The following is a 13,578-nucleotide window of genomic DNA, read 5'->3' on the forward strand; positions in this document are numbered from 1 at the left end:
GTGAACGGTTCGTTGAACGCGCCCGGCAGACCCGAGGGCGTGCTGAAACTGTCCGGCGGCACCGCCACATGATCATCATGTGCCGGCGCCGCCGGACAGGCCCACGCCAGACCGACGGAGAAGAGGCGGACGTGACGGACACCAGCGACAGATCCCTGCGGGACGACGGCACGACCGAGCCCTCCGGCGGCCCAGGTCTGCGCAGCGCCCTCAAACAGCGCCACATGACCCTGATCGCGATCGGCGGTGTCATCGGCGCCGGACTCTTCGTCGGCAGCCGCGTCGTCATCCAGGACACCGGACCCGCCGCCGTGATCTCCTTCGCGCTCGCCGGCGGCCTGGTCATCCTCGTGATGCGGATGCTCGGCGAAATGGCGGTGGCACGCCCGGCCGTCGGCTCCTTCCACGCCTACGCGCGCCTGGCCCTCGGCCCGCTGGGCAGCTTCACCATCGGCTGGCTGTACTGGTACTTCTGGGTCAACGTGGTGGCCCTCGAAGCGGTCGCCGGCGCCGAACTCGTCCGCGCCTGGCTCCCCGGCCTCCCGCTCTGGACGATCAGCCTCGCCCTGATGCTGATCCTGACGGCGGTCAACATGCTGTCGGTGAAGACCTTCGGCGAGTTCGAGTACTGGTTCTCGTCGATCAAGGTGGCCGCGATCACGGTGTTCCTCGTCGTCGGCCTCGTCTTCGTGGTCGGCCTATGGCCGGGAGCCCACGACGCAGGCGGCGTCGACAACCTCACCGCACACGGCGGCTTCCTGCCGATGGGGGTGGGGCCGGTCCTCACATCGATCATCCCGGCGGTCGGCTTCTTCACCGGCGCGGAGATCGCCGCGCTCGCGGCCGCGGAATCCGCCGAACCCGGCCGCAACGTCGCGCGGGCGACCCGCTCCGTCGTCGTGCGCGTCCTGCTCTTCTACGTGGGCTCGATCTTCCTGGTCGTCGCGATCGTCCCGTGGAGCTCGGACAAGCTGAACGGCGGCCCGTACATCGCGGCGCTGCAGGAGATCGGCATCCCCGGCGCCGACACCATGATGCGCATCCTGATCCTGATCGCAGTCCTCTCCTCGCTCAACGCGGGCCTGTACTCGGCGTCCCGGATCGTCTTCGCCCTGACGCGGGAGGGCGAGGCACCACGCGGCCTCACAAAACTCAGCCGCAGCGGAGTCCCACGCCGAGCCATCCTCCTCGCGACGGTCCTCGGCTACGTGGCCGTGGTCTTCGCCTACGTGTCCCCGGACACGGTGTTCTCCTTCATCGTGCACTCCTACGGAGCCGTCGCCCTCTTCGTCTACCTCCTGGTCGCCCTCTCCCAACTCCGCCTGCGCAAGCGTCTGGAACGCGAGGACCCCGACTCCCTCACCCTCAAGATGTGGGGCTACCCGTACCTGAGCTGGTTCACGATCGGCGCGATGGTCGTGGTCATCGCCGCGATGGCGATCCTCCCGGCAACCCGCGCGGACTTCGCCGCAAGCCTGCTCACGGTCGTGGTTGTCCTGGCCTCCTACGCCGCCCTCCGCAGACGCCGCCGCGCACAGGCGGCGGCAGGGCTTGACCTCAAGTCCGATTGAGCTTCTAGGTTCGCCCCATGAAGACACTTGTGCTGGGAAGGACGCCCGCGAGGGTGACGGAAGTGCTGTCCACGCTCCACGCGGACGGTTTCGACGCGGAGGGGGTGAGCACGGACGACGAGGCCCGAGACCTCCTTGAGACCGAGGAGTTCGGTGTCCTGATCATCGGCGGGGGAGTGGGGCCCGAATCCCGCGTGACGCTCAAGGAGTTCGCGGCACAGCACGGAATCCGACAGGTCATCGACGGCGCGCTGACGGCACCGTTCGACGCGTACGTCCGCCGGGAGTTCGAGCCGCGAATCCGGGAGGCCGCGGCCTGGGCGTGACGGCGGACCGCACCGCCCGGCCCGCCGAACAATTCTGCTCACTCGCTGGCGCGCCGCGAAGAAGCGTGCTCAACTATGCGCACGTTCTTGCAAGTTGGTGAGCGAGTCTGCGCGGCCCGGGTGATCGCCGGGGCCGGCGGCGCTCATGGTGGCACTTCAAGGAGGCCGGGTGAGCAGCCGCCGTGTTCTGCGGGAGACCCGCACCATCGACCCCGCGTCGATCACGGAGCAGTATCTGGACCGTGTCCTCGCCCTCCCGGAGGGCGCCGGCACGCTCCGCGTCGAGTTGGACTTCGAGAAGGTCACCGACTGCTTCCAGCTCTACGCGGCCGCCCTCGACCCCGACGGGTTCCTCCGCGGCCACGTGCAGTGCCCCGGTGACCCCGGGCCCCGCCGGTTGTCCTTCGAGGTGGGGGAGGAGCACGCCGACCTCGGGTGTCACGCGGGGCCGCTGCCCGCCGGGGAGTGGACCATCCGCATCGACCTCGACCGGTTCACGCAGGGCGGGAGCTACGAGCTGCGGGTGTATGTGGACGATGCGGATGCCGCCGCCGTCACACCTGTCAGGCGTACGCGAGGTGAACGCGTGGCCCCGGCATCGCAGGCGCCCGCCACCTGGCTGCGCGGCGAGCTCCACTCGCACTCCCTCCACAGCGACGGCTCCGCCGACCTCCCCGCCCTGCTGGACGCCGCCCGCGCCGCCGGGCTCGACTTCCTTGCCGTCAGTGACCACTTCACGTCGAGTCACTGGGCGGAACTCGCGCGCCTGGAGGAGCAGGGGGCCGCCGACGGGCTCGTACTCCTGCGGTCCATCGAGCTGACCTCGCACTTCGGCCACGCCAATCTGCACGGCCTGTCCCGGTGGCCCGGCACCTACGTCGACGCCGAGGGCTGGGACTTCGCCGACGCCGCCCGCGAGGTGCACGCCCAGGACGGGCTCGTGGGTGTCAACCACCCGTTCAGCGGCCGTCAGGCGTGGCGCAGGGACGACCACACCTGGGACGACGTCGATCTCTTGGAGATCGACAACTTCGGCCAGGGTGCCAACAACGACGCGGCCGTCGGCCTGTGGGACCGGCTGCTCGCCGCTGGGCATCGCATCACCGGCGTCGCCGGCACCGACTGCCACCACCCCCAGAAACCCGAACACCGGCTCGGCCAAGTCACCACCGTCGTACGGGCGGAGCGCAGTCGCGAGGGCATCCTCGGCGCGCTGCGGGCGGGCGAGGCGTACGTGTCCCGCGGGGCCGAGCTGCGGTTGTCCGCCCGTAGCGACTCCGGCGAGTGCACGATGGGTGGGACCGTGGCCGTGTCACCGGGCGGGGCCGTCCATCTCGACGTAGAGGTCGACACGTCGCGGCCCGCCGTCCTGTTCATCCTGCGGGGCGGGCTGCTCTGGCACATGGAACCGGTGGAGGCCGGAGGGCCCGCGCGCATCCGTGTGAGCGACCCGCGCCCGCTCCCCGGCCACTACCGCGCCGAGCTGCACGCCTCCAGCGACGACCCCTACTTCTGGGCCTCGTGCAATCGCTCGCACGCCTCCTCGCTCGCCGTCTCCAACCCCGTGTGGGTCGCCGCCACGACCCGGCGGGAAGCAGAAAGGCACTCCGCATGAGATCCGTACGTGTCTGTGTCCTCGCCGTCACCGCGCTCGCCCTCACCGCATGCAGTTCCGTCGTCGGCGGGCAGAAGTCCGGTGACAGCAAGGGACTTGTCGTCTACACCTCCTCCGGGCCCGAGGTGACGGCCCCCATCGTGAAGGCCTTCGAGAAGGCCCACCCGGACATCAAGGTGACGCTCACCGCGATCTCCGGCACCGGCCCCCTGATGAGCCGTATCCAGGGAGAGAAGGCCAACCCCCTCGGTGACGTCGCGTGGGGCGGCTCCATCGAGAACTACAAGGCCGTCGCGGGCAAGGGGATCTGGGCACCGGCCGAACTCGGCCAGGACAAGCACATGGTGGCCACCGACCCCAAGCACCAGTGGCACGCCACCGATCTGCTCTACCAGGCCATCGCGGTCAACACCGACCGCGTCAAGAACCCGGCCGACTACCCGAGGACGATGAAGGACCTCGCCGACCCGAAGTGGAAGAAGGAGGGCGGCATCGGCTTCGCCAACCCCCGTTCCTCCGGGACCGGTTACTCGGTTCTCGCTGCCATGGTGAGCAAGTACGGCTGGGACTACGTCGACAGGTTCCTCCCCAACGCCAAGGTCACCGACAGCAGTGACGCCATGTTCAAGGGCGTACGCAATGGCGAGTTCCCGGTGGCCTTCATCAATGAGGACCTGGGAAATGCCTGGGTGAAGGCCAAGGCGCCGCTCAAGCTGGTCTATCCGACCGACGTGGTCTCCAACCAGATCGGCGCCGCGGCCGTCATCAAGGACGCGCCCCACACCGCGAACGCGAAGACCTTCGTCGACTACCTCATGTCCGCCAAGGGACAGCAGGTCATGAGTGACGCTGTCGGGCGCCGCTCGGCCCGCACCGACCTGCCCGCGCCCGCCGGACTCGCCGAGGGCAAGAGCCTCCATCTGGCCAAGTCGCCCGAGGAGTTCGTGAGCGAACAGCCGAAGGTACTCGACACGTTCGACGCCGCGTCGGGCGCCAAGTAGCGGCGGGCCCCGGAACGTCACATGACCACGACCGACACCCCGCCCGAGGCGAAGACGGTAACCGCTGCCCGGCGGCCCCGCAGACGGCCCGGCATCTGGGTCCTCATCGCCGTACTGCTCACCTTGCTGCTGCTCGCCATCGTCGTGCTGCCCCAACTGCGCATCGTCACAGCGGCGTTCAGTGACGGCCACGGCGGGGCGACCCTCGCGCACTTCGGGGAGTTCTTCACCACCGCCCGCTTCACCGAGGCCCTGTGGCACTCGGTGCTGGTGTCCCTCGTCGCCGGGCTGCTGTCCTGCCTGGTGGGAATCCCGGCGGCGTATCTGCTCGCCCAGTACGACCTGCCGCGGCGCAGCCTCTTCCTCACCCTCGCGACGATGGCGACCGTCTCGCCGCCGTTCCTCGGCGCCTACGCCTGGGTCATGCTGCTGGGGCGCGGCGGCATCCTCACCGATGTCGTCCCGCTGCCGTTCGACACCATCATCGGGCCGGGCGGCATCATCTGGGTGACCATCTGGGCCACCCAGTCGATGACGTTCCTGATCGCCTACGACACCTTCCGGTCCATCGACCCGAGCCTCGACGAGGCCGCCGCGAGCGTGGGCAGCAACCCGTGGCGCACCCGGCTGCGCATCGTCCTGCCGCTCTCCGTTCCGGCCCTCGTCACCGGCTTCTACACGGCCGCGATGAAGATCTTCGCGGACTTCGGCACCCCGCTCATCATCGGCGGCGGCTACCGCATGCTCCCGGTGCAGGTCTACAACGAGTTCCTGAGCGAGGTCAGCACCAACCCCGCCCTCGCCTCCTCCGCGAGCCTCGTCATGCTCACGGTCGCCGGAGCCACCCTCGCCGTGCAGCAGTGGGCACTGCGGCGCAGGACCTACGCCTCCGTGGGCGTGCGCACCCGGCCGCTGCAGCCGGTCGGCCGGGCCCAGAAGTACCTCATGACCGGCTGGCTCTGCCTGATCTTCTTCGTCTCCTTCGTGCCCCACCTCGTCGTCATCGGGACCAGCTTCCTGACCTGGCAGACCGGCATCCTGACCTGGACGCCCACCCTCGCCAACTACCGGCAGCTGTTCGCCGAGGACCTGGGCACCATCCTCACCAGCTTCGTCCTCGCCGGCATCGGCTGCGTGCTGTGCATCCTCGTCGGCGTCCTCACCGCCTACATCACGGTGCGCCGCCGCTACCGGGTCCTCGCCCCGGCGCTCAACATCATGGTGATGATCCCGTACATCCTGCCGGGCACCGTCCTCGCCATCGGCCTCATCCTCAGCTTCAACAGCGCGCCGCTCATCCTCACCGGGACGGCGACCATCATCGTGCTCGCCTATCTGACCCGACGCCTGCCGTACTTCATGAAGTCCGTCGAGGCCGCCATGACCCAGGTGCACCCGGCCCTCGAAGAAGCCGCGATCAGTGTCGGCGCCAAGCCCCTGCGGGCGTTCCGGCAGGCGACGCTCCCCGCGATCCGGCCGGCCGTGGTCTCCGGCGGCACCGTCGCCTTCCTCCAGATGATCACCGAACTGAGCGCCACGATCATGGTCTACGCGGTCCCCTTCGTCACGATGACCGTCGTGATCTTCAATAACGCGGTGCAGCCCGGCAGCCCGTTCGGTGTCGCCTCCGCGATGACCGTCGTCCTGATGGTCAGCGTCTACGTGCCCCTGTACTTCGTCCGGCGCCGCTTCTCCGACCTCAGAACCTCGTGACGGGACTCCACCCAACATGGCCACAGACCTGCCCGCTTCCGTCGCCTCCGTGGGCGTCACCATCTCCGGTGTCCGCAAGCAGTTCCCCAAGCACCTGGCGCTGGACGGCATCGACCTGTCCGTCCCCGCAGGATCTTTCACCACCCTGCTCGGGCCCTCCGGCTGCGGGAAGACCACGCTGCTGCGCATCCTCGCCGGGTTCGAGACGGCGACCAGCGGTTCGGTGAGCTTCGGGGACCGCGACGTGGCGACCGTCCCGCCCTGGAAGCGCGACGTCGGATTCGTGTTCCAGAACTACGCGCTGTGGCCGCAGATGAGGGTGAGCGAGAACGTCGCGTACGGCCTGAAGCTCCGCAAGCTGGCCAAGGCCGAGATCGCCCGCCGTGTGCACGCGACCCTCGACCAGGTCGGCCTCGCCCAGCGCGCCGACGCCTTCCCCGGCCAGCTCTCCGGCGGCCAGCAGCAACGCGTGGCGATGGCACGGGCGTTGGCGCTGCGCCCGACCGTCCTGCTGCTCGACGAGCCGCTGTCCAACCTCGACGCGAAGATGCGCGTCGACATGCGCCACGAACTGCTCACCCTGCAACGCGAGGCCGGGATCACCGCCGTCTACGTCACCCATGACCAGGAGGAGGCGCTGGAGATGTCCGACGTCGTCGCGGTCATGAACAACGGCCGCATCGAACAGGTCGGTTCGCCCTCCGACATCTACGAGCGTCCCGCGACCTCCTTCGTGGCGTCCTTCGTCGGCCAGGTCACGCTGATCGCGGGACGGCGCACACCGACGGGCTTCGTACCCGACCTGCCGTCCGCCCGGCCGCTCGCCGAGATCGCGGAGCGCGCAGGCGGTCTCGATGACGCGCCCTGCCAACTGGCCCTGCGCCCGGAGGACCTGACCGTGGTCGAGCCCGGGCACGCCGAGTGCCACTGGGAGGGCACCCTCGAGCGCACCACGTACCACGGCAGGGGCCGCACCAGCTCGGTCCGTCTCGCCGACGGCACCCGCTGCCTGGTCGCCCATCGCGCGCCGCTGACGGCCCGCCCCGGGGACACGGTCGGAATCCGCGCGCTCGGGGGCTGCCTCGTCCCGCTCGACCGCTCCGTCAGCCCGGTTCCGGCGCAGGGCGCAGCTGCCGCAGCCACCTCTCCGTCCGGGTGAGGTGCGCGCCCGCCGCCGCTGCCGCCGCGGTGGGGTCGTGGGCGGCCAGCGCGTCGATGAGCGCCTCGTGGCCCTGGTCGCTCGCGGCGCGGACCGCCGTGCCCTGCGCGGAGCCGTACACGTTGTAGTGGCGGCCCCGGGAGCGCAGGACGCCGGCGAGCGCGGCCAGGGTCTCGTTGCCGGAGGCGGCGCAGATCGTGGTGTGGAACTCGTGGTCCAGGTCGTGGAGTTCCTGCTCGTCCTCGGTCGCGCTCAGGCGCGCCTGCAGCTCCCGCAGCCGCGCGATCACCTTCCCGTCGGCGCGGGCCGCCGCCAGCGCGGCCGCCTGGCACTCCACGGCGCGCCGGGTGTCGAAGAGTTCCAGGATGCCGTCGAGGGGGAGTACGTCGACCATCGCGGCGAAGCCCGCCAGCATGTGCGCCGGACGCAGCGCGGAGACGAACGTGCCCGCGCCGTGCCGGGGTTCGAGCATCCCGAGCGCCGCGAGCGAGCGCACCGCCTCGCGCAGCGAACCGCGTGACACCCCGAGCCGGGCGCACAGGTCGGGCTCCGGCGGCAGCTGCGCGCCCGCAGCCAGTTCACCGCTCGCGATCATCGCCCGCAGTCCCGCTGCCGCCGTGTCGGTGGCCGTCATCGTCCTGCCCCCTTTGTCCTCGCGTCTTGTCCTCGTGTCGTCCGAGGAGTCATCCGATGAATCTGGCAGGTGGTTGTGAGGAAGATTTCAGGATTCCCAACCACCCCTGTTCAGCGAGCAATTTACCGCCTACGGTCCTGCGAGTACGACCCGACCGGACACAGTCATCGGATGACTCGCGGAGTGACATGCCTTCCCACCCCCTCGACGCCTGGGCGCTCGACCCCGACGTACGCCACCTCAACCACGGCTCTTTCGGCGCCGTGCCCCGTGTCACCCTCGACGAGCTGCAAGCGCTGCGCACGGAGATGGAGACCAACCCGTGCCGCTGGTTCCGCGGACTCCCGGAGCGCGTGGCGCGGGCCCGCACCGACATCGCCCGGTACCTGCGCGTCGCCCCGGACACCCTCGCGCTCGTGCCCAACGCCAGCGCCGGGATCAGTACGGTCTTGAGCTCGCTCGAACTGCCGCCCGGCAGCGAGGTGTTGCTCACGGACCACTCGTACGGCGCCGTCACCATGGGAGTGACACGGGCCGCCGAGCGCGCGGGCGCGCACGTACGGACCCTGCACATCCCGCTCGACGCGACACCCGCGCAGATCGACGCGCTCTTCGCCGATGCCCTCGGTGACACCGGCGCGCCGATCTCCCTCGTGGTCGTCGACCAGATCACCTCGGCCACCGCCCGCCTCTTCCCTGTCGCCGACATCGTCGCGCACGCCCACGCGGCAGGAGCCCTCGTGCTCGTCGACGGGGCGCACGCGCCGGGCATGCTCGCCGACCCCCTCGCCGACGCGGGCGAGGCCGACTTCTGGGTGGGCAACCTGCACAAGTGGCCCTGCGCGCCCCGCGGCACGGCCGCCCTCGTGTCGCGCGGCGACCGGGCGCAGCGCCTGCACCCGTTGACCGACTCCTGGGGCGCCCCCTACCCGTTCCCCGAGCGCTTCGACCAGCAGGGCACGGTGGACCTCACCCCCTGGCTCGCGGCGCCGCGCTCCCTGGACTTCATCGAGGAGCGGTTCGGCTGGGACGCCGCGCGCCGGGACATGGCCGAACTGGCGGGGGAGGCCCAGCAGTTGCTCGCGGACGCCCTGGGCGTGGAGCTCGCCCCGGTCGGCGGCAGCCCCGCCCCGGCCATGCGCCTCGTGCCGCTGCCAGAGGGGGCGGCGTCGGACCAGGACGCCGCGCACGCGCTGGGACGCCACCTCGCCGACACGATCGGCTGCGAGACGGCCGTCACGACGTGGAACGGCCGCGGCTTCCTCCGCCTGTCCGCACACCTCTACAACGACCGCAAGGACTACGCGTACCTGGCCGACCAGCTGCCGGCGGCACTGGCCGCGACTGCCTCGTAACCCACGTCCGCTCCCGAAGGGCCAGTCAGCGTGCGCACCAAATCCATCGAGGCGACCCTGCGGGACGCCGAACGTCCCACGACCCGGCTCACCCGCACTCTGGGGCCGCTCCAGCTCACCATGATGGGCATCGGAGTCACGATCGGCGCGGGCATCTTCGTGCTCACCGGCACCGCGGCCGCCAACTATGCGGGTCCCGCCATCGCCCTGTCCTATCTGCTCGGCGCACTCGCCTCCGCCCTGGTGGCGCTCTGCTACATGGAGTTCGCCTCCACCGTGCCGGTCGCGGGCAGCGCGTACACCTTCGCGTACGTCTCGCTCGGCGAGCTGGTGGCGTGGCTGATCGGCTGGGACCTGATCCTCGACATGACGATGGGCGCGGGGGCGGTGGCCAGTGGGTGGGCGCAGTACGTCGCCGACTTCCTCGCCACGTTCGGTGTGCACCTGCCGTCGTCGATCGTCGGGCCCGACGCGGTGGTCAACGTGCCGGCCGTTCTGATCATCCTCGTCCTCACCGCGATCCTGGCCTCCGGCGTGCGCACGACCGCCCGCGTGAACACGGTCATGACGCTGGTCAAGCTCGTCGCGATCGTCGTGTTCCTGTGTGTCGGCGTGTTCCACATCGATGTCGCCAACTGGTCGCCGTTCATCCCCGATTCGCGTCCGCCGGGCGGTGACGGCGACTTCTGGGAGCAGCCGCTGCTGGGCTGGGCGGGCATCAGCACCAACGCCACGTTCGGCTTCGCGGGCATCCTCACCGGCGGGGCGATCGTCTTCGGCGCGTACTCCGGTTTCGACATCATGGCCAGCAACGCGGAGGAGGCCAAGCGGCCCCAACGCACGCTCCCCATCGCGCTGATGGCGACCGTGGCGGTGTGCGCCACCCTGTATGTCGCGGTGGCCCTCGTCATCACCGGCATGCGCGCGTACCCGCACCTGAACACGGGCGCCCCGGTGACCGCCGCTCTCGCCTCCGTCGGCGCGGACTGGGCGGTGCGGGTCGTCGGCATCGGCGCCATCTGCGGGCTCACCACCGTCGTCATGATCATGCTGCTCGGGCAGAGCCGGGTCTTCCTCGCGATGAGCCGCGACCGGCTGCTGCCCGAGTGGTTCTCCCACGTCCACCCGGCCACGCGCAGCCCGCGCCGCATCACGTGGACGCTGGGCCTGATGGTCGCCTTCATGACGGCGGTCCTGCCCATCCAGGACCTCGCCGAACTCGGCAACATCGGCATGCTGACGTCGTTCGTGGTCGTCTGCGTCGGCGTGATGTACCTGCGCCGCACCCGCCCCGACCTGCCGCGCGGCTTCCGTACGCCGTGGGTTCCGGTCGTCCCCGTCGTGGCACTGCTCCTGTGCGTGGTCCTCGTCGGCAGCCTGCCGCTGATCACCTGGGTGCGGTTCCTGGCGTGGATGGCGGTGGGCCTGGTGATCTACGGGGTGTGGGGGCGCCGCAACAGCCGTGTCGCCTCGGGGGAGTTGTCGGACGAGGCGGCGGTGACGCGGTCCCCGGAGCCCGAGGAGACCCTGCGCACGTAGCCGTAGCCGTAGCCGCCGTCCGCCACCAGAGCCGGACATGCCGCCCGTTCCTCGCGCGGCGTGTCCGGCTCTCGTGTGTGGCCGCTCGCTACGGCCGCCGACACCTCGTCGCTGTGCGTGGAGACACCACGTCGTCACCGCCGCCGACACCTCATCGCTGTGCGTGGCACCACCACCCGCCCCCGCCGCCGACACCCCGTCACTTTCCGCGGGAACACCACGTCACACCCCCACCCAAAGATTCGCCCTGACGCGCCCATTGACGCCCCGCTCGTGCACACGCCATGCTCCCGGCATCGCGTGTTATCGATAACACGATCTTGAGTCCGCCTGAGGGAGCCGCCCCATGACAGGCCGTCAGCCGTCCGTCGGTCCAGCTCTTCCGGCCGCAAGGCCCGGCAGACGCGCCCTGCTGCGGGCGGCTGCCGCCGGTGCCGTGGCCACCGCGTCGGCGCCGCTCCTCTCGGCGTGCGGCACCGCCGCCGGGCAGCCTCCCGGCGAAGTGGCCCTGCACGGGGACAACCAGACGTGGGCGCCGCCGATCAAGGCGGCGGGGGAGGCGATGCGCAAGGTCGACGGCATCGGGCTCGTGCCCGAGGTCATTCCGTCCCTGGAGTCCTTCGAGCAGGTCGTCAAGTCCTCGCTGCGCACCAACAAGACACCGGACATGCTCAAGTACTGGTCCGGCTACCGGCTCCAGGACCTCGCCCGCACCGGCGGCATCGAAGACCTGTCGGACCACTGGGCGGGCGCCGTCCGCAAGGGCTGGGCCGACCCGGCGCTGCGCTCCGCGCTCAGTTACCGCGGCCGTGTCTACGGGCTGCCGATGAACCTCGCCTACTACGTCTTCTTCTACAACCCGGAGGTCTTCCGGGCCAACGGCCTGAAGAAGCCGGAGACCTGGGACGACTTCCTGCACACCGCCGACCGCCTCAAGCGCGCGGGCATCACGCCGCTGCACGCGACGACGGCCGGCCGGTGGCCCGCGTTCATCTGGTTCCAGGAGATCCTCACCCGGCAGAACCCGCAGTTCTACGACGACCTGATGAACGGCCGCGCCCGCTACACCGACGAGCCCGCCCAACAGGCCATGCGCACCATCGCGTCCTTCGCCGACAAGGACTGGTTCACGTCACTGGACATGGACCACTCCATGGCCGCCGCGCGTGTGGTGCACGGCAAGGTCGGCATGGTGGCCTGCGGGTCCTGGCTCGGCGGGACCTTCGCCGGGGTCGGCGGCAAGCCCGGCAAGAACGTCGACGCGTTCGTGCTGCCGATGCAGAACACCCGCGTCCGCCCCGCCGTGGTCTTCGAGACCAGCGCCCTGGTGTGCACGGTCCGCGGACCCGACCGCGCGGAGGCGTTGCGGGCGGCGGGCGCGTGGACACACCCCCGGGTCATGAAGGCCTTCTCGCACGCCCTGCAGGACGGCTGCCCCAACCCGGCCGTCCCGCCCGCGAACGTGATGATCGACGGTGTCACCCGGACCGTGCGCGAGACGAAGGCCCGCAAGTTCAACCGCTTCTGGGAGCTGGGCCCGCCCGAACTCGTCGAGTCGACCGTCGACGACCTCGCCGCCGCCCTGATCGACCCGTCCTCGTACCGGTCGGTGCTGCGCACGATGCAGGGCCGCGCCGACGAGGCATGGCCGGTGTGGCGGGAGGCGGAGAAGGCATGACCGAGACCGTGCGTACGACCGCACCCGTCGAAGCCGCCAAGGTGACACCGCCCCGGCGCCGGATCCCCACCCGCACACCCCACCAGGCGGGTGGCGGACGGAAGGGTGCGGGCCGACTCGGTGGCCCGCTCTCCGGCGTCCCGTGGGCGCTGCCCGCCCTGCTGTTCGTGGGTGTGCTCCTCGTGTACCCGTTCCTGCGCAGCATCTACGGCAGTTTCTTCGAGGACAACGGCTTCACCAGCCACTACACGGGACTCGACAACTTCACGCGGCTCGCCGACGACCCCATCTTCGGCCGCTCGCTGCTCAACACCCTGATGTGGGTGGTGGGCACCCTGCTGCTCCCGGTCCTCGCGGGCCTCGCCATCGCCGTGGCCACACACCGGATGCGCTTCGGGCTGATCGCACAGTCCGTCATCGTGCTGCCGTACGCGGTCTCGGGCGCCGCGACCGCCGTGCTGTGGAAGTTCATCCTCACCTCGGAGGGCTCCCTCAACCAGGTCCTCGACGCCATCGGCCTCGGCTCCCTCGCCCAGCCATGGCTCCTGGAGTGGCCGCAGAACACCCTCTCCATGATCGTGGCCAGCACCTGGCAGGCCACTGGGCTCAACGTGGTCCTCTTCGCCATCGGCCTGCGCGCCATCCCGCGCGAGACCATCGAGGCCGCCGAGCTGGACGGGGCGCGGGGCTGGCGGATGTTCCGGCACATCACGCTGCCCCAACTGCGGTCCGTGACCGTGGTGGTGGTCGGCATGGCCATCGTCAACAGCCTCAAGGCCTTCGACATGATCTGGGTCCTCACCCAGGGCGGCCCCGCCCGCTCCTCCGAGACCCTCGCACTGACCATGTACCGCGAGGCGTTCCGGCTCTTCCACATCGGCTACGGCTCCGCGATCGCCCTCGTCCTGTCCGTCATCGTCGTCGCCTCCTCGTGGCTGTATCTGCGCAGGCAGCTTCCCGAGACGTCCCCGCGCTGACCCGAGCCGT

General features: G+C 70.3%; 11 protein-coding genes. 10 read left to right on the forward strand and 1 reads right to left on the reverse strand.

Annotated features, from left to right (window positions below):
• The first annotated feature begins 131 nt into the window (after positions 1-131).
• The 6 genes from OG746_RS44695 to OG746_RS44720 all read left to right on the forward strand — a co-directional run bounded on the left by OG746_RS44695 (position 132) and on the right by OG746_RS44720 (position 7,385).
• The gene (locus OG746_RS44695; RefSeq protein WP_266725267.1) at positions 132-1,571 is read left to right on the forward strand and encodes an amino acid permease; all 1,440 of its coding nucleotides are present in this window, start codon (positions 132-134) and stop codon (positions 1,569-1,571) included.
• Positions 1,572-1,588: 17 nt separating this feature from the next.
• Entirely contained in the window at positions 1,589-1,897 is a 309-nt protein-coding gene (locus tag OG746_RS44700) for a hypothetical protein (protein ID WP_266725269.1), read from the forward strand.
• A 169-nt stretch (positions 1,898-2,066) separates the two neighbouring features.
• On the forward strand, positions 2,067-3,512 hold the full coding sequence (locus tag OG746_RS44705) for a CehA/McbA family metallohydrolase (RefSeq protein ID WP_266725271.1): 1,446 nt from the start codon (positions 2,067-2,069) through the stop codon (positions 3,510-3,512).
• A complete protein-coding gene (locus OG746_RS44710) occupies positions 3,509-4,513 on the forward strand; it encodes an extracellular solute-binding protein (protein WP_266725273.1) in 1,005 nt (334 codons plus the stop codon). The genes OG746_RS44705 and OG746_RS44710 overlap by 4 nt, the downstream gene beginning before the upstream one ends.
• 21 nt (positions 4,514-4,534) lie before the next feature.
• Positions 4,535-6,226: an ABC transporter permease gene (locus OG746_RS44715; RefSeq protein ID WP_266725275.1), complete on the forward strand. Its 1,692-nt coding sequence runs from the start codon at positions 4,535-4,537 to the stop codon at positions 6,224-6,226.
• Between the two features lie 16 nt (positions 6,227-6,242).
• Positions 6,243-7,385, forward strand: a complete 1,143-nt coding sequence (locus OG746_RS44720; protein WP_266725277.1) for an ABC transporter ATP-binding protein — start codon at positions 6,243-6,245, stop codon at positions 7,383-7,385.
• Here OG746_RS44720 and OG746_RS44725 read toward each other — a convergent pair.
• Complete coding sequence (locus tag OG746_RS44725; protein ID WP_266725279.1) at positions 7,330-8,019, reverse strand: FadR/GntR family transcriptional regulator; 690 nt, start codon at positions 8,017-8,019, stop codon at positions 7,330-7,332. The two genes, OG746_RS44720 and OG746_RS44725, sit on opposite strands and share 56 nt — an antisense overlap.
• Positions 8,020-8,207: 188 nt before the next feature.
• On the opposite strand from OG746_RS44725, the gene OG746_RS44730 reads away from it, so the two are divergent.
• The 4 genes from OG746_RS44730 to OG746_RS44745 all read left to right on the forward strand — a co-directional run bounded on the left by OG746_RS44730 (position 8,208) and on the right by OG746_RS44745 (position 13,568).
• Positions 8,208-9,374 carry an aminotransferase class V-fold PLP-dependent enzyme gene (locus tag OG746_RS44730; RefSeq protein WP_266725281.1) on the forward strand — a complete coding sequence of 389 codons (1,167 nt, stop codon included), beginning with the start codon at positions 8,208-8,210 and terminating at the stop codon, positions 9,372-9,374.
• Between the two features lie 30 nt (positions 9,375-9,404).
• On the forward strand, positions 9,405-10,913 hold the full coding sequence (locus OG746_RS44735; protein WP_266725283.1) for an APC family permease: 1,509 nt from the start codon (positions 9,405-9,407) through the stop codon (positions 10,911-10,913).
• A gap of 346 nt (positions 10,914-11,259) precedes the next feature.
• The gene (locus OG746_RS44740) at positions 11,260-12,591 is read left to right on the forward strand and encodes an ABC transporter substrate-binding protein (RefSeq protein ID WP_266725285.1); all 1,332 of its coding nucleotides are present in this window, start codon (positions 11,260-11,262) and stop codon (positions 12,589-12,591) included.
• On the forward strand, positions 12,588-13,568 hold the full coding sequence (locus tag OG746_RS44745) for a carbohydrate ABC transporter permease (protein WP_266725287.1): 981 nt from the start codon (positions 12,588-12,590) through the stop codon (positions 13,566-13,568). The genes OG746_RS44740 and OG746_RS44745 overlap by 4 nt, the downstream gene beginning before the upstream one ends.
• Positions 13,569-13,578 lie beyond the last annotated feature (10 nt).

The organism is Streptomyces sp. NBC_01016, from assembly GCF_026341035.1.
Classification (GTDB): domain Bacteria; phylum Actinomycetota; class Actinomycetes; order Streptomycetales; family Streptomycetaceae; genus Streptomyces.

Excerpts from the sequence above, each read along its gene's own strand:
- OG746_RS44745 (WP_266725287.1), top strand. The coding sequence starts at position 12,588 with ATGACCGAGACCGTGCGTACGACCGCACCCGTCGAAGCCGCCAAGGTG.
- OG746_RS44715 (WP_266725275.1), top strand. The coding sequence starts at position 4,535 with ATGACCACGACCGACACCCCGCCCGAGGCGAAGACGGTAACCGCTGCC.
- OG746_RS44700 (WP_266725269.1), top strand. The coding sequence starts at position 1,589 with ATGAAGACACTTGTGCTGGGAAGGACGCCCGCGAGGGTGACGGAAGTG.
- OG746_RS44725 (WP_266725279.1), bottom strand. The coding sequence starts at position 8,019 with ATGACGGCCACCGACACGGCGGCAGCGGGACTGCGGGCGATGATCGCG.
- OG746_RS44710 (WP_266725273.1), top strand. The coding sequence starts at position 3,509 with ATGAGATCCGTACGTGTCTGTGTCCTCGCCGTCACCGCGCTCGCCCTC.
- OG746_RS44740 (WP_266725285.1), top strand. The coding sequence starts at position 11,260 with ATGACAGGCCGTCAGCCGTCCGTCGGTCCAGCTCTTCCGGCCGCAAGG.
- OG746_RS44730 (WP_266725281.1), top strand. The coding sequence starts at position 8,208 with ATGCCTTCCCACCCCCTCGACGCCTGGGCGCTCGACCCCGACGTACGC.
- OG746_RS44720 (WP_266725277.1), top strand. The coding sequence starts at position 6,243 with ATGGCCACAGACCTGCCCGCTTCCGTCGCCTCCGTGGGCGTCACCATC.